Here is a 23,843-nt window from a genome sequence, read left to right on the forward strand (position 1 = left end):
TCACTGTCCATTCGAATAGGCGCGACGAGCGCGCATTGATCGTGCAGGCGTGGTTCTGTCAGGCGGGGTTCTGTAGTCGTGGGCTGCGCCAATAGGCGATCATCCCCGTCAGGTTGTCGCGCAGCTGGCTGCGATAGGTAAGGCCGAGATCGCCATCGAGCTTGCGCTTGCCGATGGCTTCCAGCGCGGCTTGCCGGATATCCCACCGCAGCATGCCCCGCATGTTCGACCGACGGTCGAACAGATATTTGGCGTAGAGCGCGCCGTTGCCGAAGGCATAGCCGCTCTGCAGCTTCTTGACATCGCCGAGCTCGCGGCGTCCATGAAAATGCTTGACGGCAAAGTCCGGCAGATATTCGACCCGTATTCCGGCGTTGAAGGCGCGATGGACGTAATCAGTATCCTCGCCCGAGCGGAAGGGCGAACCAGCGCCGAAACGCGTGTCGAAGAGCCCGACCTTGTCGGCGATGGCGCGGGGGAAGGCCATGTTAGCGCCGTGGATGAAGCCGCCGGCGTGAAGATCGCTGCTGAGTACAGCCGGCTCCAGCTCCGGCTTGATGGTCACCGGCAGGTCTCTTGCATCTCCAAGCTCGATGCGACCGCCGCGCATCACGAGTTCGCGATCGGCCGCGAATAGGGCGGCGATGCTGGTGAAGTAATCAGGGAACACTTCGCAATCGTCGTCGGTAAAGGCGAGGACGCGACCGGTAGCCGCGCCCATTCCGCTGTTGCGAGCGACCGCGAGGCCGGGTTTTGCCTCGTAGACGAGCGTGGTCTTGATCGGTGCGTTTGCAGCCCATTCGCGCACAACGTCCGAGGTAGAATCGCTAGAGCCGTTGTCGACGAAAACGAGCTCCAGCCGCAAGTAGCTTGCCTGGCGCGCGGCGACAGAAATGGCATCCAGGCAGTTCGTCAGTCCATATGCCCGATTTCTCGAAGAGATAATCAGGCTGATGTCCACGGGCTGAGGAGGCATGCAATTTCCCCTTCTGCGATCGATGTCGAAGCGGAGGATAGGGCGCACATCCGCGTTCGACAAGGAGCATTTTGCGTTGCAGCAAAATAGTACATGGCGTTGAAAAAACAAAAGAATGTGGTGATTTCTAGCCGATATATTGCTTCTGAATAGAACGGCGATCGACTGTTCCAATAACAGTCGCGACGATCGCCGATGAAGATAAAATCTTGGAAATATAAATATCGCGAGAGAGGAATTGTTCTCTTCGATGCGATGGTTTGCTTCGTCGCAAGTCGCGACGGACGAAGCGATACTTGTATATTCTACGCTGCGCTGCGAACGGCGGGAAATGCCGTCGCGCCCATGTGCTTTCCAAGCTTAGCGGCCGGTATCGCAAGAATTGCAGAAGATGGTTTAGTTTCCGAAAGCGCGAGCGGTGCTCGTACTGACAGGAAATCGCCGACTAACTTCGGCGATTTCGAGGGCTCATCTCACTGAATGCCGCCATCAAGCCATTTGCGGATGACCGGAACATCCGAATCCCCGAGTTCGTGGCCGGTGGGAAGAATGCTCGAATCGACAGTGGCGCCGGATTTCTTCAGGCGATTCTCCAACTCGCTCGCATATTTCCATAGGCATCCGTCTTGCCGCTGATCACAAGGAGGTCGGTGCCCTTGAGATCGGTCGTCGGGAAAGACGTCAGTACCGGCATGGAACGCAGGAGCACGGCCTTGTGAACAAGGTTTGGATGCAGGTAGAGCAGCGAATTCAAAAGGTTGGCGCCGTTGGAATAGCCCACGTAGACAAGCTTGTTCGGATCGAGGCCATAGGATTTGACAGCGCCTTCGATGAAGGAGGCGAAGGCTTCGGCCTCGTTCTTGATGTCCTGCTGGTCGAAGGAAAACGGCGTGATTCGCTTGTACCAGCGCGGAATGCCTTCTTCCGTTGCTCGTCCGCGGACGCCAAGCAGCGTTGCGCGTGGCGCCACCTTGTGGAGGAGCGGCATCAGCGTCGTTTCGTTGCCGCCCGATCCGTGCAGCAGGACGAGGACGCTGCCGTCTGGATCCGGCGGTGTGTAGAAGCGATGGACGAAAGGCAGGTCGCGATAGTTGACGCGCGGCTCACCGGGCATGGAGAACTGCGGCAAGGCGACCTTCAGGTCGTTGAGATCGGTGATCGGGTCCTTGGGGAGGAAGAGTTTGCTCCCGAGCGTGGCTTCGGGCTCGTCAACCGTCATACCAGGCTTGTCGGTTGCCAGTTCGATCAGCGAACCGCCGGGTTCGCGCACATAGAGCGACCGGAAATATTTCCGGTCATGCATGGTGGTGGTGTGGATGCCGTCCTTCTCGAGAGCATTGTGCACGCCGACGAGAACCTCGTCGTTGGCGGCCCGGAAGGCGACATGGTCGAAGGTTCCGGTTCCCAGCGCACCCGCCCAGAATCCTTTCGCATTGCGAACGTCGATGATGTCTCCGGTCTCGGAGGCCAGACGATCGATGTTGCCGTGACTGGCGGCAAAGCGATAACCGAAATGGCCCTCGATGAAGGCGCGGGTCTCGGCCGGTTGTTCCGTCAGCATGGTCGCGCCGCGGACGCGCTGGATTGCATGCTCGGCGGGAATGCCGGCGCCATCCCACACTGCCGGCGAGACCACCTGCCGCGTACCGGCGAGCTTGACGATGATGTTGTCGGGATCCTTCAACCGAAGCACGGGCTCGCCGAATTCATCAGCCGGGCCCTCGGTGCGAAAGCCGAAACTCATCGCGCGGGTCAGCCAATAGCCGATGCTGGCCGGATCGATCGCGAGCGACAGTTCGCTGAGCTGGCCATGTCCCGCACGCCCTTGCGATCCGTCTTCCCAGACGAGGAAAGTGACCAGCGAGCCAGGTGTTCCCAGCGCATCCCCATAAAAGAGGTGCAACTGCGATGCATCTTCGAATCCGGCGGTCTGCTTGACCAGCCTCATTCCGAGAAAGCCGGCGTAGAAGTCGACGTTTGCCTGCACTTTGCGGGTGATGAGGGTGACGTGATGGATACCAGAGACCATTGAATGCAGTCCGGATTGCATGGGAGAAAGGATGAGTGCCAGTAGTAGGGTCGATATAAGCGTCATGCTGCCGAATGTGGAGGTTGCTGTGAACGTTCTGCACATAGAACTAGGGCATCACCGTTTGGCTGCAAATCGAGCGTGTCGACGTTTTCGATCGCGAGTTCGAGCTGCTGCAATGTTGGCGGCTTGACCATGTAGGCGCACGCGCCGAGCGCCTTGGCGCGTTCCATGTCGTCCTCGTCGCTGGACGTGCTGAGAATGCAGACCGGGATATCGCTCAGCCGGCGATCCGCCGACATGGCGCTCAAAACCTCGAAACCGTCCATGATCGGCATGTTGATGTCGAGCAGCATCAGGTCGACCGAGGGCGCATGGTGGTCTGCCAGCCGCGCTTCGAGCAGCCGCATGGCATCACGGCCGTTGGCCGCGACATGAAGGTTGAAGGCGACCTTTTCCCGCTTCATCAACTTGATCTTGAGGATCTGGACGTCTGCGGGACTGTCCTCGACAAGCAGCACCTCGGCAACCCGTGCCGGATCGGCAGGGCGCTGGATCGGCTTGCCGCTCTCCGCGGCTGGCGACGAGGGCTGCTCGACCGGCGAGGCGAGCGGAATTTCGAAGACGAAGACGCTACCGCGTTCACGTCTCTGCTCGCACCATATCGAGCCGCCATGCAGCTGCGCGATACGGCGACAGATGGCGAGCCCGAGCCCGGTCCCTTCGATGCCGCGGCCGACCAGCCGCTTGAAAGGCTGGAAGATCAGTTCGCGATACTCGGGATCGATGCCGGGACCATTATCGCCGATCGAGAGCCGGCACATCGCGCTGTCGATGCTGGCCGAGATCTGCACGTGCGGCATATCGGAATCGCAGTAGTGGATGGCGTTGGAGACAAGGTTCTGCAGCAACTGGACGAGCAGCGTCATGTCACCCATGACCTCAGGCAGCGTCGTCTGCCTCAAGATCGTCGCGCCCCGGCTGCCGATCTGTTCGCTGAGGTTGCTTTCCACCCGGGCAAGAACCGAGGAGAGTTGCACCGGCTTCAGCTCCAGATCGCTGGAGGCCTCGAGTTTGGTGAAACCCGAGACCTTCACGATGAGGTCTTCCATATGCCCGGCGGCGTTCAGGACATAGTCGAGCAAATCCCGGTCCTCGCCCGACAGCGTCGGCGAGACCTGCAGCAGCTTTGAAAACGACCTGATGGTCCGCAACGGCTCTTTCAGATCATGCGCCATCGCGCGCGTGAAGATCTCCAGGGATTGCCGCTTGTACTCAAGCTTAGCTTCCAGGTCGCCGTGCATGATGGCGCCCTGGATGCAGCGATGCAGCCCCTCCGGAGAGAGCATGTCCTTTGTCAGGTAGTCGCGCGCGCCAACCTTCATGACCTCGACTGCGATCGTTTCACTGCCCTGGCCGGTCAGCATCACGATGTTTGCCATCGGATCCCGCTTCAGGATCTCTTCGAGCACACCAACGCCGTTCCGGCCGGGCAGCGAGTAGTCGAGAAGAATGCAGGCCGGACGTTTCTGCTCGTTGAGCGCAAGGCCCTCGTCGCCATTCTCTGCTTCGAAAACGCTGTAGCGCGCGCCCGGCACACGCGAGAGCATCCGCCGATACACTTCGCGGTCATCGATGTTGTCGTCGATAATCAGGACCGGGATGTCGTCTGCCACAGTCGTCAGCCCTCCAAAGGCAGGATGGCAATCTCGAACCAATATTCCTTCAGGCGCTGAATGGCTGCAAAAAGTCCGTCGAGGTCGACCGGCTTCTGCACATAGGTATTGGCGCCGAGTGCGTAGCAACCCTCGATGTCGCGCTCATCGTCAGACGTGGTGAGGATGACGACCGGTATCTTGCGCCATGTGTCGTTCGACTTGATCATCTCCAGCGTCTTGCGCCCATCGAGGCCCGGCATGTTCAGGTCCAGGAGGATCAGGCCAGGCCGCGGCATCTTCTCGAGAAGTTCGAGCGCCTCGTAGCCCGAGGAGGCCCAGTGCACCGGGTTCTTCAGGTTCGCTCGCTTGAAGGCGCGAATGGTTGCTTCGAAATCGTCCTCGCTGTCTTCGACGATGAGGATCGGTTGTGTTTCACGCTGCGGCATGCTGGTTCTCGCGTTTGTGCCCGAGTGTAAAATAGAAAGTGGTGCCCTGGCCGATTTCGGAGTCTAGCCAGATGTCGCCCTCGTGGCGAGCGATGATCTTGCGGACAAAGGTAAGTCCAGCCCCGGTTCCGTCATCGGATTCCTGAGACTTTTCCAGCCGTTTGAAAATGCGGAAAATGTCTTCGTAGAATTCCTTGGGGATGCCTTTGCCATTGTCGCGGACGAAATAGACGTCTTTCGTCACGAGGCCGTTGTCATCGCGGAGCTGATCGAGATGGCCGATCGTGACAAGGGGCTCCGGCTTGTCGTTGTATTTGACGGCATTGGTGATGAGGTTACGGTAGACCTCGGTAATCCGCAGCGCATCACAGACGACGGCGGGCAGCTTCCCTTCGACAACGACCTTCGCGTGCCGTTCCTCAAGATAGAGTTCCATCGTCGAAACCACATCCTTGACGATGGCCTCGACGTCGGTGCGCTTGATCGCAAGTTGCTGGCGGCCGATACGCGAGAAATACAGCAGGTCGTTCACCAGCTTCTCCATGCGCTGGCTCAATCGCACGATACGGTTGAGACGCCTGACGCCGTCCTCATCGAGAACCTTTTCGTAGTCCTCGAGGAGAAAGCGGGAATGGTTGTGCATCCCGCGCAACGGCTCCTTCAGGTCATGCGAGGCGATGTAGGCGAACTCGTCGAGGTCCGCATTGCTCCGCTCGAGGTCAGCCGTATAGGCCTGCAACTGGCCAAACATCGTCTTCAGCTGTTCCTCGTGCGCGACGCGTTCAGTGATGTCGCGAAGGATGGCGACATAGGTAACGGTCGTGCCAGCGGTAAACGTGCTCACCGAAAGATCGAGCGGAAATTCCTCTCCATTGCTACGTCGGCCCGTAACGGTGCGGGTCGTGCCGATGATCTTCTTTTCGCCGGTTCGTGCGTGATGCGAGAGGTAGCCGTCATGCTCGGACCGGTAGGGCTCCGCCATCAGCATCTTCACGTTCTTCCCCATGACATCAGCCACGTCGTAGCCGAACATCGCTTCGGCGGCAGGATTGAACATGGAGATCCGCCCTTGTGTGTCGGCGGTGATCACGGCATTCGGCGTGTTGCGTGTGACGCTGTCGAAGCGGATGCGTTCGGCTGTCAGGTTGGCACTGTTGCGGTGGAAGTAGGAGATGAAGATCGCGACCAGCCACAGGGTCGTGATGGTGATCGCGCGGTTCGTCGCCTCATAGACGAAGCCATCGCCCTGGCGGTTGATGGCGAAGAAGCCAAGCAGGATCAGGATGGAGCAGGCAAACGCGAGCGAGAAGGGCGCGGAACGCGAACTGAACCACAGGGAGGTGAGAACCAGCGGGACATAGAGCACGCCGCTGGCAACACCGAGCGGCGTATAGAGATCGACCAGTAGGCCGAGCATGCAGATGGCGGCCGGGAACCAGACCGGCATGTCGCCATGGCCCTGCGGCTGAAGCCACCATGAACGCACCAGCATCGCCAACCCGAGAAGTACCACGCCAACCGCAGTCTGAAACGCCATGCCGATATTCGGCCCCCAGCGATAGATATATTCCGCTCCCACCGCGTAACCGGCAAGCGCCGCCAACCCGAGGCCCATGACCACATAGCCGATCAGCTCCTCGACCAGCGGCGCCCTGATGTTTCGATCTGGCGGCGTCAATGCCAGCGAGAGGCTGGCGAGAAACAGAATGATCGCGGTATTCGGCGCCATGCCTCCGCCGACCGCGGCCGCGAAATCCGGTTCGACGATCATGCTTGCCAGGAACTGCTCGGTGATCTGCACATGATGGCCGATGAACACCAGCTCGATCAGCCGCGTGCCGCTGAGCGCCGTCGCGAGCGAAAACAGCAGAAAGGCCGACATCTGCGACCGCTCTCCGCGCTGGACGGAAAAGATCAGGCCGCAGCCGGCCATCGAAAAGCAGATTGCCGTCGTCAGCGCCATCGCCGACGAGCTGGGCACAATTGTCAGAAGCTCGCGGATCTGCCAGACCCAGCCGTTCACGACGGAGGCACCGAGCAGCAGCATGACCGCGCCGAGAATCGCTACCGTCAGGCGGTGGCGTTGCTGGCGCCTTTCGGTGCCGCTATCTCGGCCGCTGAACGGCTTGGCCACTTCGCTGTTCTCCCAACCTTTTGGTGTATCTATTGTTGGAAGCCAAAATTATGCAATAACCAATAGCCATGGTCTGCGAGTTTCCACACGTCACCCAAAAACTGCCGGAGTTTGATCCGTATCATATGGCAGCGCCTCTCTTGATGTAGTTTGAGACAAGGCAGTTGAAGCGAGGTGCGATGCCAGCAGTACTTTACGTCGACGACAGCAGCGACGATCTGTTCTACGCGAGATATACGCGCGATAAATGGCAGCTGGATATCGACCTTACCTGCTTCTCCACGACGCAGGCGGCCCAAGGAGCCCTGGAGGCCCTGCTTGCCGACGGAAAGTCGTTGCCGGATATCCTTATCGTGGATCTCTATATGCCGTTGGAAAGCGGAATAAGCCTGATTTCCCGACTGCGGGCGGACAACCGCTTCAACGCTATGCGGCTGGGTGTGTGTTCGGGGTCGGATGCGAGGGAGGACCATGACCGAGCGATGGCCGCCGGCGCGGATTTCTTCATGGAAAAACCGCTGGACCTGAAATCGGTAGCCGCGCGGTGAAAAAAGCGTTGCCATATCGCATCGGTTGCAGCCGCGATTGACACGCGCCGACCGCTGTCTAAGATCATGCTAAGCAAGAAGATAGTGAGAGAGCCGATCGCCCCGTGTTTGCCGCCACAAACTCAGCCAACCCCTTGACTGTCAGGCTGTCGGCTCTCTCCGATGCCTACATTGGCACCGCCCTCCGCAAACAAGGGGTATTGAATGCGGAAAGATGCAAGACTTCGGTGAGATTTGGTCTGGGCGTACCGACCCCTCGTGATCGCCCCCGTTCCTATCTCTTTCCTCCATAGTCTCGTAGATGCTATTAACTGTCCCGATTTAGGACGGGTATCCCCAAATCTTGGGATAAGCCTATGTCATCGGATGAACCAGGTAGGGTGGGATGAGTAGCGCAGCAGCAATTCCGTTTCATACCGGCCCCGAACTGGCGCGGGCGATCAATCGAACGGATTTCTTTCGCCTGCTGAAAGCCGAGGCGCACCACTACCAGTTCGAGACGTTTGCCCTGGCCCGCGTGTCGGAGGTATCCCCGCCATTCAGCGCCCGTGAGATGGTCATCACGAATGTGCCGGAGCGCCGGTCGGGACTGTTTATCTATGCGTTGTCCCAGGCGCTTGGCCGGGTGAAAACCAATGCGGCCCAGTTTCTGGCGACACCGCTGACCGGCAAGGGCAGCCTGCCGGAGAACTACCCGGCTGACCTTGTGCTGAACGAATTCGACACGAACTCTTTCCTGCTAATCCCGCTATTCACGCCGGAGGGGCGTCGTTACTGCGTCGCCTTCAGCGGTGCGCGGCAGCCGCCCGAGGAAGCGGAGATTGCCGAAATCCTGCTCGATACCATGCGCATCTTCGGCAAGTTCTACGAAGAGATCCTGGCGCAGGAGATGTCCGGCCGCCTGACCCAGCGTGAGAACGAGGTTGTCAAATGGACGAGCGAGGGCAAGACCTCGGCGGAGATCGCCATCATTCTGGGGCTGTCCGAGCATACGGTGAACTCCCATATCGCGGCTTCTGTCCGCAAACTCGATGCGGTCAATCGCGTGCACATGGTCGCGATCGCCTTGCGCATGGGTCTGGTTTCTTGAGGAAGAGAACGGCATGAAGCGTGCAGTCAGCCAGAGATCGGCCGTCAATGTGCTGTTCGTCGACGATGAGTTTATTGAGTTTCGCTCACTCAAGAAAAAGATCGCGGATCAGACGGAGCCGCAGATCAATCTCGACTATGCCCAGTCGGTGGACGATGCCCTCACCAAGCTTGGTGACGTGAAGTTCGATCTCATTCTTCTGGATAACCGGCTTTTGCCGAATTCCGATTTCCGCGAAAGCGTGCCCAAACTGCGCGGCAGCGGCTACACAGGTCCGATCGGCGTGGTTTCCACCGACGTCTCAGATAGCTATTTTCAGCAATTCCCGGATTACGGTGTCGATTTCCGGGTCGGCAAGGACGAGATCGACGCCGACACGCTGCAACACATCATTCGCGAATATGTCGACTACGATGTGCCTGAATTCTGGAAGGATGATTACAACAGCTAGCGCGCGCCCGGCAGCGTTATCGTAAAGCGGTTTCCTGGCTCGCCGGAGTGGTCGAGATGTACGTCCCCGCCCAGTGCGGTCGCGAGGTCACGGACAACGGCAAGCCCGAGGCCTAGCCCTGGCGTTATTCCTTCGGTGGGCGCCGCCCAGAAAGCGTCGAAGATCTTGTCCCTTGTTGCGGGATCGATGGCAGGCCCGTTGTCGGAAACATGGATCGCGCACTGCGAACCGGCTACGTCAGCGTCAACCCGCACCTGTACCGGCCCGTCGCCGTGATGGGTCAAGGCATTGGCAATCACGTTCTTCAGAATGAGCCGGAGGATCGATCGATCGGTACGAATTTTAGGGAGGGATCCGACCTCTAGCGCTACCTCGGATGTTGCGTTTGGCTGCTCCAGCTCCTGCCAGATTTCGGCGACGAGCGGATCAAGCTCGACATCGGAGACGGCAATCTGCGGCGCTCCTGCCGCAAAGCTCATGAGCGTCTTGGTGAGCTTCTGCGCTGCCTGCGCCTTGTCGAGGATGGTCCGCAGGCTCTTTACCTGGTCCGCATCGATCGAGCTTTCCAGGTCTTCCAGCAGGATTTCCGCGTACATCGCAATGTGCCGCAGCGGCGATTGCAGATCGTGTGATGCAATTGCCAGAAAGCGTTTGATCCGTTCCTCTTCCGATGTCGGCTGCGACATGTTCGATCCTCCAACCCCAGGCCGCGGACAATAAAAAGCGGGCGCCGGTTCTGCAATCGGCGCCCGCATGTTTTTCACGATAACAACCTGAATTTAGCTTGCGGACTTGCGTCCTGCCTCGGGCGGAAGGATTTCCGCGTCGTTGGCCTGAACTGTCACAGCTGCCTTGGCGTGGCGGCGACGCCAGTCGCCGAGGAAGAGCAGGATCGGCGCTGCGATGAAGACCGAGGATGCGCCGGCAACGAGGATGCCGAAGACCATCGGAACAGCAAAGCTCTCGACTGCGCTGCCGCCCCAGATTGCCATCGGCAGCAGGGCGAGGAAGGCCGTCGCGTTGGTGTAGAGGCTTCGTGCCAGCGTCTCGTTGATCGACCGGTCGATGATTTCGCGCAGCGGCATCGACTTGTAGAGACGCATGTTTTCACGCATGCGGTCATAGACCACGACCTTGTCGTTCACGGAGTAGCCGACGAGCGTCAGGATTGCCGCGATAGCCGTCAGGTTGAAGTCGAGGCCGGTCAGCGCGAAGAAGCCGATCGCCTTGGTCACGTCGAGGATGAGCGTGACGATGGCGCCGACTGCGAATGGCCATTCGAAGCGGTACCAGATGTAGAACAGCATCGCCAAGCTGGCGATGACGACAGACAGGATACCCGCCCATGCGAGCTCGCCGCTCACCTTCGGACCGATGACGTCGGTGCCGGTGACGGTTGCCGACGGGTCGATCTTGACGATCTCCGCCTTCAGCTTTTCAACCGCGGCAGTCTGCGCCTCCTCACCACCATCCTGGCGCTGCGCACGCACGGCCATGGTGTTGTTGTCACCATAGGACTGCAGGGACACTTCGCCGAGGCCAAGGCTGTTCAGGCCTTCGCGGAAGCGGCCAAGATCGCTTGCTTCAGCGGTCTTCACCGACATCTGAATACCACCACGGAAGTCGACGCCGTAGTTGAGGCCCGGATGGATGAAGAGGACGACAGAGGCGATCGACAGAAGCGCCGAAACCGTCACGCCGAAGAAGCGCGCCTTCATGAACTGGATGTGGCGGCCGTAAGGGTTGAACATCATCGGGATCAGCGGCTTGATGTTCAGAACCTTGAGCTTACGACGACGGGTGATCTCGATCATTGTGACGCGAACGAAGGCGACCGATGTGAACATCGAGATGATCAGGCCGAGCGCCATGGTGACCGCGAAGCCGCGGACCGGGCCGGTGCCGAACCAGAACAGGATCGCCGCTGCGATCAGCGCCGTCATGTTGCCGTCGATAATCGTCGAGTAAGCGCGGCGGAAGCCGGTGTCGATGGCGGCAAAGGCGCTCTTGCCCTTGCGCGTCTCTTCACGGATGCGCTCGTTGATGAGAACGTTCGCGTCAACCGCAAGGCCGATACCGAGAACGACACCCGCGATACCTGGCAGCGTCAGCGTTGCGCCGACGAGCGTTAGTGCCGAGAAGGTCAGGATCGTGTGGATGAGCAGCGCGAAGTTCGCGAGGAAACCCCACTTGCCGTAGAGGATGAAGATGAAGGCCGCGACGAGCACGAAGCCGACGAGACCCGAATAGATGCCCATCTTGATGGCGTCCGCGCCGAGGTCGGCACCGACGGTGCGCTCTTCGATGACGGTGAGCTTGGCGGGCAGGGCGCCGGCGCGCAGCATGGCGGCAAGCGTCGTTGCGCTGTCAGCCGAGAAGCTGCCGGAGATCTGGCCGGAGCCGCCGGTGATCGGTTCGCGGATAACAGGCGCGCTCAGCACCTTGTCGTCGAGAACGATGGCAAACGGATTGCCGACGTTCTGGCGGGTGATGTCGGCGAAGCGGGTTGCGCCGGCGCTGTCGAAGCGGAAGCTGACAACAGGCTCATGCGTGTTCGGGTCGAAGGAGACGCGGGCATCCGACAGGCGGTCGCCCGAGATTTCGACGCGATCGAGAACCGGATAGCTGTTGCCCTGCTCGTCCTTGAGCATCGTCACGCCCGGTCCCGGCTGGTTGTTCGGGGCGAGCATGTGGAAGGACATCTTCGCGGTCGAGCCGAGAAGCTGGCGAAGGCGGGACGGATCCTGTGCGCCCGGAAGCTGCACGAGAACGCGGTTTCCGCCGATACGCTGAATGGTCGGTTCTGCAACGCCGACCTGGTCGACGCGCTGACGGATGACTTCAAGGCTCTGCTGAACGGCGGAGTCGACGTTGGCCGCGATGCCAGCCGGTGAGAAGGCCACGAGAATATTGCTGCCGCTGGTCGTCACGGCGAGATCCGACTGGCCGGCGCTGAGGCCGGTGGCAATGGCGTTGCCGAGCGTCTTCAGCTGCGTGACGGCTTTGTCGGTCTGGGCCTGATCGTTCAGGGTAACGACGATCTGGTTCTGATTGCGGACGATCGACTTCGTCTGGATGTTCTTCTCGCGAAGGACGCGACGGGCATCCTGCAGGAGAGACTGCAGACGTTCGCGGGTCAGGTCCGCTTCGTCGACTTCCAGAACGAGATGCGAGCCGCCGCGCAGGTCGAGACCGAGCGAAACGCGGTTGTGTGGCAGCCACGAGGGCAGACGGTCGAGCGTCGATTGCGGCAGTGCGTTCGGCAAAGCGATCAGAATGCCGAGGAGAATGATCACCGTATAGGTGAACACCAGCCATGGTGAATTACGCATGTTGTTGTTTATCCTTGATAACGCTTGAGCCTGCGCTCCTCGCACAGGCGGCGTGTCTTAAAAGCAATGGAAAGCGCCGCATTGGCGCGCATTCATGCCGCTATCGCCGGAGGACCGTGCGAATCGTAGGCCTTGCCATCGGCGGCGCGAAGCTGCGGATGGAAGGCGACGGGATGGGCGGGCGCCCCAAACGAAAGGAGCGCAATTCCAGGGACTGCTCCGACTACGGCATTGCCGGAATCGTAAGGAGCATATTTCGGTGTCGCCTTGCGCTCGGCGGCCAGAATGCCACGGACGACGTCTCGCACGCTGACCTGCAGCGGCTGGCCATCCTTGCTGGACGAGGAGACAGAGTTCGGGCCGCGCGTTGGGCCGATCACGAGGCTGCCGCCGAGCAACAGGCCAAGATAGGCGAAAATGGCGACGACCAGAGAGAGCGCAACGCGACTGCTCATGCGGCGCGCATCGAGCCTCATCTCGTGATCGTTTGGATTTTCAGCCTCGTACCGGCTCAACGGCGCAAAAGTCTCTCATTTTTTATCGGGAGAAGGCGTTTCCTCGGCTGCGATTGTAGCAGTCTCGGCCTCGTCTTCATAGCGCACACTGTCATGATGCACTTGAGCCAGCCGGTCAACCATGCCCATGGCAATTTCCTGGTCTCGTGCGCTCAGGGCGCCGAGCTTAGTTGACCGAAAGGCAGCTCGACGAAAGCTTGTATGCAGAGATGGCTTTGCCGCGATAGTAGCCGTCTGTCCCCTGCCATGACCGGATCACCTGCTGTCCGGAAGGGCAGTTGAAGGGCTCGGTCGTCACGAAGAGAACATCCTGGCTGATGGTTGCCGGCAGCGCGAACGTCTGCTCGTAGTAATTCTCCGGGGCGCCCTGCGGCGGCCGAGCAAAGATCGTCAGTGGCTGGTCCCTGAGCGTATGGAACATGTCCGCGAGCAGATCCCTGTTGTCGCTGACGATGATCGAGACTTCAGACTGCCGCGCAAGATCGGCCGCTTCCCGGCTGATTTCGCTCCGGCCAAGGTAGCGTTTCATCACCTCGTCGCCATTGGGCAGGACGAGCTGATGCGCAAAGATGGTGGCCAGCGGGAAAAGGACGCTTGCGGCACCGTTGATGCCGAGCGAAATGCGCAGGCCCTTCGGCCACAGGCGCTGCAGCAGCCAAACAGCAAGCAGCGTTCCGGCCACATAAGCCGTTACCGCCCAGTTCGCATAAGCCTTGGCGATCAGCGCCTGAAGCGTGATCAGCGCGACAATCGGAACCGAGAGCCAGATCAGCAGCTGTTCGAACGCGTTGCTTCGTCCCCTGAGGGCGCGATAGGTTGCCCAGAGGATCGCGGCGAACACGATCGGCCCGACGACGCCGAACTGTGCGGCGAAGAACTCAAGGCCGCGGCGAAGGTCAATTCCGATCGTGCCCCAGTGCGCTATATCGGTCGTGTGCCTGACGGTCGTCGCATCGTGCGTGACGTTCCACCAGAGATTGGGCGCAGCAACCAGCAGGGCGGTAAGCACCGCTATGAAGAAATCGCGCCAGGAGATCCGGGCCGTCGGCAACAGGATCAGTGCCAGAAGACCGCCGGGAACGACGAAGAGTATCGCATATTTGGACAGGAAGGCGCAGCCGACGCCCAGCCCCATTGCCAGCGCGAGTGCTACGGACCGGCGTTCGCGCAGTCCGAAATAGGCAAACAGCGCTATCGCCAGGAAGAGCAGCAGCACAACGTCTGTCGAAAAGAACACCGACGACAAGGCGACGCCCGGCAGGGTAATGTAGGTTGCTCCGACCCAGCCCTCGACCTCAGGCCCGATGAAGCGTCTGCTGATCTTCATCAGAACAACAGCCGTCGCCATGTGCACGAGCGGGCCGCAAAGCCTGATCCAGAAGATCGACGTCGATCCCGCGAGATCGGTCATGAGGCGAATGACCCATGCGATCATCGGCGGCTTCGAATAGTAGCCGAAATCGAGATGCTGGGACCAAAGCCAGTACTGCGCTTCGTCGACGAACAGATCAGTCGTGTCGAAGTGAAGCGCAATCACGCGCCACAGCGTGAAGGCGATGATGACGAAAAGACCTTGCCGTGCAGACATCAGCCGGATTTCCAATTGAACCGGCCTCCGATCGATCTCCGATCGGCACGACCACGGCGCCAAGGGCCGGCGCCCTCGTAGCGATTAATTGTGACGGAAATTCAAAGGACGCGAAGGGAAGGGGCGACCCGGCTGGCTGCGAAGCTTTCGAGAATCGCGACCGCCGCCAGAACCGAGATGGCGAGGAAGCAGGAGCCCAGTCCGAGAACAATCATTGCCCAATCCTTTTGACGTCATGTCAGGGTATTGGGAGGCATATATCACGAAGCTTGCTTCGAACTTGTAGCAAGGCGGCAACGCCCGCCCCAGTAATTCATAGATGGTTATTCGCATCGTTCCGAAAGTAGGTGTTCATAAAATGCGCATTAACTTTCACGCAAGGAATTAACCATAAACATTGCACGATACGTCGGAATGGGAAGTTTGACTCGTCCCCACCAGGCATGACGCCGTACCGCCGTACCGGGTCGATCCGGTATCCATCTCTCAAGAAGCTTTGCAGTGTGCATTGATCGGGAAGCCGTGGTCGCCGCTTTGGCCGGTGTCGGGCTGCCACCCTATCCGTGTACCATTGGACAAAGCAGGCGATTTCAGATCGGGCGTAAGCGCGTCCGGACACATGGTTAGGGACAGGCGTTGGGGCAGGACATGCCATCGGATCAGGCTCGAGGAGCACAGGCAGGTAGCCTGCGCGATCGCCTGCGCTTTGTCGGCCTGGATGCCGATCAATGCGATACCGTGCGCCGCAACCGCCTGCTTCTGCAGCAGCATCTCACCGTCGGCCTGCGTGATCTCTTCCAGCGGCTCCAGTCCTTCCCGGACGCGGCCCGGAATTTCGAGAGCGAACGGCAGGTCGAACGCCTTCATGATTTGCAGACGTCCCATTGGGATGTGCTGACGGATGCCCGCTTTGACAGCCTCTATGCCGAGCGGGTGAAAGTCCTTTCCGATTCCGAAAGCAAGATGGGCCTCGACCCGCGCTGGCATGTCGCCGGCCACGGTGTCGTTCTTGAGCATATTGTCTCGGGCCTCGCCAGCGACCTTGCCGGACGCCCCTTCCTGCCGGGCGCCAAGCGTCGGGCACGCGAGATCACCGACCTGATGACGGCCGTGATCCGTCTCGTCATGGTTGATGTCGAAATAGCCGTTTCACTGCGCTTCAATGCTTTGCGCGCTTCCCAGCAGCGGCAGCTTGCCGACCAGCGTAGCGCCGACAAGGCTGAAGTTGTCAGCATTTTTGCCGACGTGATCGCCGGGTTGGCGGAACGCGACCTCACCGTTCGCTCCGAAGTCGAACCGCAAAGTGCCCATCGCGAGATAGCGGAAGCGCTGAACGGCGCGCTCGATACGCTCCAGCACGAATTCACAAGCATCAGCGAGCGCACGGCAACCGCCGAAACCTCGGTCCAGGCGCTTGGCGATGCAAGCCGGCGCATTGCAGCCGACACGTCGGCCCATGCCGAAGAGTTGGTCGCCTCATCCTCCATGCTGTCGGGTCTTTCCGACAGCGTGCGCCGCGGTGCAGCCAATAGCCGCGCCGCAGAGCAGGCTGCGGCCTCGACGCGCCATGCCGCCGAGGAGAGCGGACAGGTCGTCGGTCGGGCGATATCCGCCATGGCCGATATCGAGAAATCCGCCGAGCGCATCGGCCAGATCATCGGCGCGATCGACGAGATCGCCTTCCAGACGAACCTTCTTGCGCTCAACGCTGGTATCGAAGCAGCGCGCGCCGGCGATTCCGGTCGTGGCTTCGCAGTCGTTGCCCAGGAAGTGCGCGCGCTTGCGCAGCGTTCCGCCGACGCGGCACGCGAGATCAAAACCTTGGTCAGTACGACGAAATCCCAGGTCGACGCCGGCGTCCAGATGGTTGGCCGCACCCAGGATTCGATCGGCAACATCGTTCGCCAGGTGACAGAGATCAACTCGGCAATCGCAACCGTCGCTGGCCAGGCCGGCGAACATGCGGATGCGCTCGATACCGTGGTGTCCGACGTCAGGGGATTGGGTGCGCGGCTCGGCAGTTCGGCCGGTGCGGCGCTTCATTCGGCCGGCGGCGCAAACGATCTGCATACGGTTATCGTCGAGCTCGGCAAGACGGTGCGCGAGTTCCGCATCGCCCGCCGGCAGGCAGAGGCCGACCAGAAGGCGAGGCGCGTCATCGAGCCGCAGCCAGCCGTCGCGGCGTTCGAGGAACAGGACGATTCATTGGACTTCATCCGCCCGGCTATCGGCCTCGGTGGAGGGCGAAATGTTTACTAAAACAATGGAATATGACCGCGGCTCAGCTTTGAGGGGCCAAGATCAGGGGACAAGGGAAAGCTGATGGCAGCAAAGAAGAATGGGAAGACGCTGAACCTGTCAGCGATCATCGACCTAAACGAAGCATCGTCCATGCGTGACAAGTTTCTGTCGCTGCGTGGCAGCGACCTTTCCATTGATGCTTCGGCTGTCGAGCGCGTCGGCACCCTCGGCGCGCAGGTTCTCATGGCGGCCGCCAAGACCTGGGACCAGGACAACCTCGCGTTCACCTTCAGCAAGGCTTCGGACGCATTTCAGAAAACCATGCAGCTGATTGGTGTCGATATCCACCATCTGCTCGCCAAGGAGATCCGGCAATGAAGAAAAAAGTGCTTACCGTGGATGATTCACGGACGATCAGGAACATGCTTCTCGTCACCCTCAACAATGCGGGCTTCGAGACGATCCAGGCCGAAGACGGCATCGAAGGCCTCGAGGTTCTGGAAGAATCCAACCCCGACGTCATCGTCACCGACATCAACATGCCGCGCCTTGACGGTTTTGGCTTCATCGAAGGCGTTCGCCGCAACGACAAGTATCGCGCGATCCCGATCCTGGTCCTGACGACCGAAAGCGACGCGGAAAAGAAGAACCGCGCGCGCCAGGCCGGTGCGACCGGCTGGATCGTAAAGCCTTTCGACCCTGCCAAGCTGATCGATGCGATTGAGCGTGTAACCGCTTAAACCCAGGAATTTCTCCTATGGATATGAACGAAATCAAAGAGATCTTTTTCCAGGAGTGCGAGGAACAGCTCGCCGAACTGGAATCCGGTCTTCTGAAAATGAATGATGGCGATCGCGATCCGGAAACCGTCAATGCGGTGTTCCGTGCCGTCCATTCGATCAAGGGCGGCGCTGGCGCCTTCGGTCTGGATGATCTCGTCGCTTTCGCGCATGTCTTCGAGACCACACTTGATTGCGTTCGTTCCAACAAGCTTGAGCCGACCCAGGATGTCCTGAAGGTCATGCTCAAGTCAGCAGACGTCCTGGCCGATCTGACCAACGCTGCCCGCGATGGCGGCAGCGTTGACGAAAGCCGTAGCCGCGGCCTGGTGAAGGAACTGGAAGCGCTCGCCAACGGCGAGCTGCCAACGCCTTCCGCAGCCGCGGAGGCTCCGGCCCCCAAGGCGGCTCCTGTTGCCGCCGCTCCTGCGCCGAAGCCGACCGACGACAGTGGGTTCGAACCAATTCCCTTCTCCTTCGATGACTTCGGCGGCGAAGAGGAGGCGGGCTCCGACCTGCCGGCCTACGAAATCGTCTTCAAGCCGCGTTCGGACCTCTACTCCAAGGGCAACGACGCCACGCTGCTGCTCCGCGATCTCTCGCGTCTCGGCGAGATGAGCGTCTACTGCAACATGGATGAGCTGCCGGGCCTCGATGAGCTCGACCCGGAAGCCGCCTACTTCTACTGGAACGTCACGCTCAAGACCGACAAGGGCGAGGACGCGATCCGCACGGTGTTCGAGTTCGCCGAGTGGGACTGCGACCTGCAGATCACCGCAGCCGAAGCCAAGGCGGCTGTCGCCGACGCCGAAGAGCTGCCGATGATCCCGGTTCCCTTCGATCTGTCGATCCTCGATGACGGCGCTGCTGAAACCACGGTCTCACAGCCGAAGAGCGACGCAGCTGCTGCCGTGGCCGCCGCCGAAACAGCGTCGAACGTCACACAGATTGCCGCGGCTCGTGTTGAAAAGAAGGAAACCGCTAGCGCTGCTGCCGCAAATGCAGCCGCAGCTGCGCAGAACAACGCCGCCGCCGGTGCCGGTCAGACGATCCGCGTCGACCTCGACCGCGTCGATCGCCTGATCAACCTCGTCGGCGAGCTCGTCATCAACCAGGCGATGCTCTCGCAGAGCGTCATCGAGAATGACACGACCGGCACGTCTTCGATCAACATGGGCCTCGAGGAGCTGCAGCAGCTCACCCGCGAGATCCAGGACTCGGTCATGGCGATCCGCGCACAGCCGGTGAAGCCGGTCTTCCAGCGCATGTCGCGTATCGTCCGCGAAGTCGCAGACATGGTCGGCAAGTCGATCCGCCTCGTCACTGAAGGTGAAAACACCGAAGTCGACAAGACGGTCATCGACAAGCTTGCCGAGCCTCTGACCCACATGATCCGCAATGCCGTCGACCACGGCATCGAAAGCCCGGAAAAGCGCACCGCCGCCGGCAAGGATCCCGAGGGCACGATCAAGCTGACCGCGAAGCATCGTTCCGGCCGCATCCTGATCGAACTGCAGGACGACGGCGCGGGCATCAACCGCGAACGCGTCAAGCAGAAGGCCATCGACAACGACCTGATCTCGCCGGACGCCAACCTGACGGATGAGGAAATCGACAACCTGATCTTCGCGCCGGGCTTCTCCACGGCCGACAAGATCTCCGACATCTCCGGCCGCGGCGTCGGCATGGACGTCGTCAAGCGTTCGATCCAGGCACTCGGCGGCCGTATCAACATCACCTCCAGGCCGGGCCAGGGCTCCGTATTCACGATGAGCCTGCCTCTGACGCTCGCCGTTCTCGACGGCATGGTCGTTACGGTCGCAGGCCAGACGCTGGTCGTGCCGCTGACGGCTATCGTCGAGACACTGCAGCCGGAAGCCGCCGCGATCCACTCCTTCGGGGCGGGCCATCGCCTGATCTCGATCCGCAACAGCTTCTGCCCGCTGGTCGATGTCGGTCGCATCCTGAACTTCCGCGCCACCCAGGCCAATCCGGTGGAAGGCGTTGCCCTTCTCGTCGAATCCGAAGGTGGCGGGCAGCGCGCTCTCATGGTCGATGCGATCCAGGGGCAGCGTCAGGTCGTCATCAAGAGCCTCGAGGCGAACTATACGCATGTTCCGGGCATCGCTGCCGCAACCATCCTTGGTGATGGCCGCGTGGCGCTCATTCTGGACGTCGATGCAGTGGTCGGTGCTTCGCGCGGTCAAGCGCTGAAGCAGGACGTATCACTGGCAGCAGTGGGTTGAGATAATGTCGTACGCCGTAAAAAGTCTGAATGAGACGGATCGCGAACTGATCGCGTTCCGTGTCGGGGATCAGGAGTTTTGCGTAAACATCATGTCGGTTCGCGAGATCCGCGGCTGGACGCCGGCAACGGCCATGCCGCACTCGCCTTCCTACATGAAGGGTGTCATCAATTTGCGCGGCGCCGTGTTGCCGATCATCGATCTTTCGGCCCGCCTGGGCATGAAGGCCGCTGAACCGACTGCACGCCACGTCATCATCGTGGCGCAGGTCCGCAGCAAGGTGGTGGGCCTGCTGGTCGATGCCGTGTCCGACATTCTGACGGTCAACCAGGAACATGTGCAGCCAACGCCTGAGATCGCTTCCGAACTGCAGCGCCAGTTCGCGCGTGGCATCCTGGCGATCGACAAGCGCATGATCTGCCTCCTCGAACTCGAGGCGATTTTCCCGGATATCGAAAGCGAAGCTGCATGAATGTCATGAGTGCAAAGGATGCGCGGCAAGGCAGCCCGGACGAGGTACTGGCGAGCGGCGAGTATCCGCTGACCCGCCGCGACCTCACGGAAATCGCCGCGATGATCTACTCGGATGCCGGGATTTACCTGAACGAGACGAAAGCCTCGCTCGTCTACTCGCGGTTGTCGAAGCACATCCGCAATCTCGGCCTGTCGGGCTTCCGGGAATATTGCGCACTGGTGTCGTCGCCGGCGGGGCAGCCCCACGTCGCGAGATGCTCTCGCATCTGACGACGAACTTCACCCGCTTCTTCCGCGAAAACCATCACTTCGAGCATCTTCGTGATCACGTGCTGCCCGAGCTGCTGCATCGCGCCAAGACGGGTGGCCGTGTGCGCATCTGGTCTGCTGCCTCCTCGGATGGGCAGGAGCCCTATTCGATCGCGCTGACGGTTCTGTCGATGATGCCGAATATCGCCGACTACGACTTCAAGATCCTGGCGACCGATATCGACCCGAAGATCCTGGCGATCGCTCGTGCCGGTGCCTATGACGAGAGCGCGCTTGAAACCGTGTCGCCTGCCATGCGCAAGCAGTGGTTCAGCGAAGTCAACGTCCAGGGACGGCGCAAGTTTCAGGTCGACGACCGCGTCAAGCGGCTGATTACCTACAACGAACTGAACCTGATGGCGCAGTGGCCGTTCAAGGGCAAGTTCGACGTGATCTTCTGTCGAAATGTCGTGATCTACTTCGATGAGCCGACCCAGATGAAAATCTGGTCGCGCTTCGCCGAGCTGCTGCCCGAAGGCGGACACCTCTATATCGGCCATTCCGAGCGCGTGTCCGGCGACGCCAAGAACGTCTTCGACAACATCGGCATCACGACCTATCGCTACACGACCAAGGGTGTGGGGAGGAAGGCATGAGCGTACCGGCACGTGTTCTCGTCGTCGATGACTCCGCCACCATGCGCGGCCTGATTACCGCCGTGCTCAGCGCCGACCCCGAGGTCAGCGTCATCGGCCAGGCGGGTGATGCGCTCGAGGCACGCGAGGCGATCAAGAAGCTCAATCCCGATGTCGTAACGCTCGACATCGAGATGCCCAACATGAACGGCCTCGATTTCCTCGAGAAGATCATGCGCCTGCGCCCGATGCCCGTCATCATGGTCTCGACGCTGACGCACCGCGGCGCCGACGCCTCGCTGGCCGCACTCGAAATCGGCGCCTTCGATTGCGTCGGCAAGCCTCTGCCGGGTGATGCACGTCCGTTTGGCGACCTCGCCGAGAAGGTGAAGGCGGCTGCCCGGTCGCAGCGCCGTCAATATACGCAGCCCGCGCCCGCTACGCCGCCGCCCGCCGTTGCGGACTTCCGCGTTGGACGCAAGATCGTTGCGATCGGCTCGTCGACCGGTGGCGTCGAGGCTCTGATCGCCGTGTTGCAGAAGTTCCCGGCGAATTGCCCGCCGACCGTGATTACGCAGCATATGCCGCCGACCTTCACGAAGAGCTTCGCGGAGCGCCTCAACCGGCTCTGTGCTCCTGTCGTGCAGGAAGCGACCGACGGCGCGCGTCTCGAGATCGGCAAGATTTATCTTGCACCGGGCGGCGAACGCCACCTGCAGGTCACGAGCGCGCACGCTCCCTGCTGCCGTCTTGTCGAGCGCGATCCGGTCAACGGTCACAGGCCGTCCGTCGACGTCTTGTTCGACTCGGTTGCCGAACTGGCCGGCCGCAACGCGGTCGGTGTGATTCTGACTGGCATGGGGCGCGATGGTGCCGCGGGGCTCCTGAAGATGCGCCACGCCGGCGCACGCACCCTTGGCCAGAACGAAAAGACCTCGGTGGTCTACGGAATGCCCAGGGTCGCTTACGAACTTGGTGCCGTCGAGCAGCAATTGCCCCTCAACGCTATCGGCGAAGAAATCTTAAAAATGACAGCCGCCCGAAAGGAAGGAACTGACTAATGTCAATCGCAGAGAAAATCAAAGTTCTGATCGTCGACGATCAGGTCACCAGCCGTCTGCTGCTCAGCGACGCGCTGACCCAGCTCGGCTTCAAGCAGATCACCGCCGCCGGCGATGGCGAACAGGGCATGAAGATCATGGCCGCCCAGCCCCATCACCTCGTCATCTCGGATTTCAACATGCCGAAGATGGACGGCCTCGGGCTGTTGCAGGCTGTTCGAAGCAACCCAACGACGAAGAAGGCGGCCTTTATCATCCTCACAGCTCAGGGCGACCGCGCCTTGGTGACAAAGGCTGCGGCATTGGGCGCCAACAACGTGCTGGCCAAACCCTTCACGATCGAGAAGATGAAAGCGGCTATCGAAGCCGTATTTGGAGCATTGAAATGAATCTCGAGGTTGCGGCCCGCCGCGTGCACATCATTCAGGGCGAATGGAAGGTCCTGAATGATCCGAACGCGGTCTTGACGACCATTCTTGGTTCGTGTGTGGCTGCATGCCTTCGGGATCCCGTGGCCGGCGTTGGGGGAATGAATCACTTTCTTCTGCCGGGCACTGCCAACACGCCGATGACCGGCGGCGATGCCACGCGCTACGGCGTGCATCTGATGGAACTGCTGATCAACGGTCTTTTGAAGCAGGGCGCGCGGCGCGACCGCCTGGAGGCCAAGATCTTCGGCGGGGCAAAGACGATCTCGACGTTCTCGAACGTCGGCGAGCAGAATGCCGCGTTTGCCGTGCAGTTCCTGAAGGATGAAGGCATTCCTGTCGTGGGCTCCAGCACGGGTGGCGATCACGGACGCAAACTTGAGTACTGGCCGGTTTCCGGCCGGGCTCGGCAATACCCCCTGACGGGTGCGGAAACACAGAGAACCGTCGCGCTCGAACAGCGCCCGGTGGCTCCGCAAAAGCCGGTCGAAAGCAGCATCGAATTCTTCTGAGGCGAAACACGGATGACCTTCAATACCCAAACGGACCAGCCATCGCCTTCAGAAGCGCTCCCCGACGTTCTCATGCGGATCGTTTCGGAGTTGCATGATGTCGCCTACCTGATCGAACGGATAGAACCGCAACTTCTGGAGCTCGGCGGCGGCGCCGCGTTTCTCAATTCTCCCGAAAGCATGAAAGTCATGCAGGGCATAGACCTCGCCGTCCAGAAGACGCGCGGGCTCGCGGAGTTCATCGACACCATCACCGGCGAAATACCGCAGAGCTGGGTAGTCGATGTCGCGACGGCCCTCAGCCTGGTGAAGTTGAGCGAAATGCAGCGTGCGCTGGGCGGTGCCATGCGTCATGGGCATTCGCAGCCGCTCAACAAGGCCGCAGGCGACTTTGACTTCTTCTGATTAAACTTTCTCGCACGATCACGAAACGCTCGCACAAGTTTCGAGG

General features: G+C 60.5%; 20 protein-coding genes and 2 pseudogenes. 13 read left to right on the forward strand and 9 right to left on the reverse strand.

Going from position 1 to position 23,843, the window contains the following annotated elements:
* Positions 1-58: 58 nt before the first annotated feature.
* The 5 genes and pseudogenes from FZ934_RS00375 to FZ934_RS00395 form a co-directional block, all read right to left on the reverse strand.
* Entirely contained in the window at positions 59-976 is a 918-nt protein-coding gene (locus FZ934_RS00375; protein ID WP_153269438.1) for a glycosyltransferase family 2 protein, read from the reverse strand.
* Between the two features lie 473 nt (positions 977-1,449).
* A pseudogene (locus tag FZ934_RS00380) lies at positions 1,450-3,005 on the reverse strand (VOC family protein).
* Positions 3,006-3,067: 62 nt separating this feature from the next.
* Entirely contained in the window at positions 3,068-4,681 is a 1,614-nt protein-coding gene (locus FZ934_RS00385; protein ID WP_153269439.1) for a response regulator, read from the reverse strand.
* Positions 4,682-4,686: 5 nt separating this feature from the next.
* Positions 4,687-5,109: a response regulator gene (locus FZ934_RS00390; protein ID WP_113365337.1), complete on the reverse strand. Its 423-nt coding sequence runs from the start codon at positions 5,107-5,109 to the stop codon at positions 4,687-4,689.
* A complete protein-coding gene (locus tag FZ934_RS00395; protein ID WP_153272324.1) occupies positions 5,096-7,156 on the reverse strand; it encodes a sensor histidine kinase in 2,061 nt (686 codons plus the stop codon). The genes FZ934_RS00390 and FZ934_RS00395 overlap by 14 nt, the downstream gene beginning before the upstream one ends.
* A gap of 266 nt (positions 7,157-7,422) precedes the next feature.
* Between FZ934_RS00395 and FZ934_RS00400 the strand changes: the two genes are divergently transcribed.
* The 3 genes from FZ934_RS00400 (at position 7,423) to FZ934_RS00410 (ending at position 9,332) form a co-directional block, all read left to right on the forward strand.
* Positions 7,423-7,791, forward strand: coding sequence for a response regulator (locus tag FZ934_RS00400; RefSeq protein ID WP_153269440.1), 369 nt, complete (start codon positions 7,423-7,425; stop codon positions 7,789-7,791).
* 385 nt (positions 7,792-8,176) lie between these two features.
* Entirely contained in the window at positions 8,177-8,881 is a 705-nt protein-coding gene (locus tag FZ934_RS00405; protein WP_153269441.1) for a helix-turn-helix transcriptional regulator, read from the forward strand.
* Positions 8,882-8,894: 13 nt separating this feature from the next.
* Positions 8,895-9,332: a response regulator gene (locus FZ934_RS00410; protein WP_153269442.1), complete on the forward strand. Its 438-nt coding sequence runs from the start codon at positions 8,895-8,897 to the stop codon at positions 9,330-9,332.
* Here the strand turns inward: FZ934_RS00410 and FZ934_RS00415 are convergent.
* The 4 genes from FZ934_RS00415 to FZ934_RS00430 all read right to left on the reverse strand — a co-directional run bounded on the left by FZ934_RS00415 (position 9,329) and on the right by FZ934_RS00430 (position 14,767).
* On the reverse strand, positions 9,329-10,018 hold the full coding sequence (locus FZ934_RS00415; protein ID WP_153269443.1) for a sensor histidine kinase: 690 nt from the start codon (positions 10,016-10,018) through the stop codon (positions 9,329-9,331). The two genes, FZ934_RS00410 and FZ934_RS00415, sit on opposite strands and share 4 nt — an antisense overlap.
* Positions 10,019-10,111: 93 nt before the next feature.
* A complete protein-coding gene (secD, locus tag FZ934_RS00420; RefSeq protein ID WP_153269444.1) occupies positions 10,112-12,664 on the reverse strand; it encodes a protein translocase subunit SecD in 2,553 nt (850 codons plus the stop codon).
* A gap of 92 nt (positions 12,665-12,756) precedes the next feature.
* Entirely contained in the window at positions 12,757-13,119 is a 363-nt protein-coding gene (locus tag FZ934_RS00425) for a hypothetical protein (protein ID WP_246737821.1), read from the reverse strand.
* 226 nt (positions 13,120-13,345) lie between these two features.
* On the reverse strand, positions 13,346-14,767 hold the full coding sequence (locus FZ934_RS00430; protein ID WP_153269446.1) for a glycosyltransferase family 39 protein: 1,422 nt from the start codon (positions 14,765-14,767) through the stop codon (positions 13,346-13,348).
* A gap of 648 nt (positions 14,768-15,415) precedes the next feature.
* Between FZ934_RS00430 and FZ934_RS00435 the strand changes: the two genes are divergently transcribed.
* The 10 genes and pseudogenes from FZ934_RS00435 to cheT all read left to right on the forward strand — a co-directional run bounded on the left by FZ934_RS00435 (position 15,416) and on the right by cheT (position 23,797).
* Positions 15,416-17,026 (forward strand): globin-coupled sensor protein, encoded by a 1,611-nt coding sequence (locus FZ934_RS00435; RefSeq protein WP_153269447.1) that lies wholly within the window; start codon positions 15,416-15,418, stop codon positions 17,024-17,026.
* A 63-nt stretch (positions 17,027-17,089) separates the two neighbouring features.
* Complete coding sequence (locus FZ934_RS00440) at positions 17,090-17,386, forward strand: STAS domain-containing protein (protein ID WP_153269448.1); 297 nt, start codon at positions 17,090-17,092, stop codon at positions 17,384-17,386.
* On the forward strand, positions 17,383-17,748 hold the full coding sequence (gene cheY1, locus FZ934_RS00445; protein ID WP_065689475.1) for a chemotaxis response regulator CheY1: 366 nt from the start codon (positions 17,383-17,385) through the stop codon (positions 17,746-17,748). The genes FZ934_RS00440 and cheY1 overlap by 4 nt, the downstream gene beginning before the upstream one ends.
* A gap of 17 nt (positions 17,749-17,765) precedes the next feature.
* Positions 17,766-20,033 carry a chemotaxis protein CheA gene (locus tag FZ934_RS00450; RefSeq protein WP_153269449.1) on the forward strand — a complete coding sequence of 756 codons (2,268 nt, stop codon included), beginning with the start codon at positions 17,766-17,768 and terminating at the stop codon, positions 20,031-20,033.
* Between the two features lie 4 nt (positions 20,034-20,037).
* Complete coding sequence (locus FZ934_RS00455) at positions 20,038-20,505, forward strand: chemotaxis protein CheW (protein WP_153269450.1); 468 nt, start codon at positions 20,038-20,040, stop codon at positions 20,503-20,505.
* A pseudogene (cheR, locus tag FZ934_RS00460) lies at positions 20,502-21,412 on the forward strand (protein-glutamate O-methyltransferase CheR). The gene FZ934_RS00455 and the pseudogene cheR overlap by 4 nt, the downstream one beginning before the upstream one ends.
* Positions 21,409-22,452 carry a protein-glutamate O-methylesterase CheB gene (gene cheB / locus FZ934_RS00465; protein ID WP_153269451.1) on the forward strand — a complete coding sequence of 348 codons (1,044 nt, stop codon included), beginning with the start codon at positions 21,409-21,411 and terminating at the stop codon, positions 22,450-22,452. The pseudogene cheR and the gene cheB overlap by 4 nt, the downstream one beginning before the upstream one ends.
* On the forward strand, positions 22,452-22,841 hold the full coding sequence (locus FZ934_RS00470; protein ID WP_113364942.1) for a response regulator: 390 nt from the start codon (positions 22,452-22,454) through the stop codon (positions 22,839-22,841). Before cheB ends, FZ934_RS00470 begins: the two co-directional genes overlap by 1 nt.
* Positions 22,838-23,392, forward strand: a complete 555-nt coding sequence (gene cheD, locus FZ934_RS00475) for a chemoreceptor glutamine deamidase CheD (RefSeq protein ID WP_113364941.1) — start codon at positions 22,838-22,840, stop codon at positions 23,390-23,392. The genes FZ934_RS00470 and cheD overlap by 4 nt, the downstream gene beginning before the upstream one ends.
* 12 nt (positions 23,393-23,404) lie before the next feature.
* Positions 23,405-23,797: a chemotaxis protein CheT gene (cheT, locus tag FZ934_RS00480; RefSeq protein WP_153269452.1), complete on the forward strand. Its 393-nt coding sequence runs from the start codon at positions 23,405-23,407 to the stop codon at positions 23,795-23,797.
* Positions 23,798-23,843 lie beyond the last annotated feature (46 nt).

Origin of the sequence: Rhizobium grahamii, assembly GCF_009498215.1 — a bacterium.
Lineage (GTDB): Bacteria > Pseudomonadota > Alphaproteobacteria > Rhizobiales > Rhizobiaceae > Rhizobium > Rhizobium grahamii_A.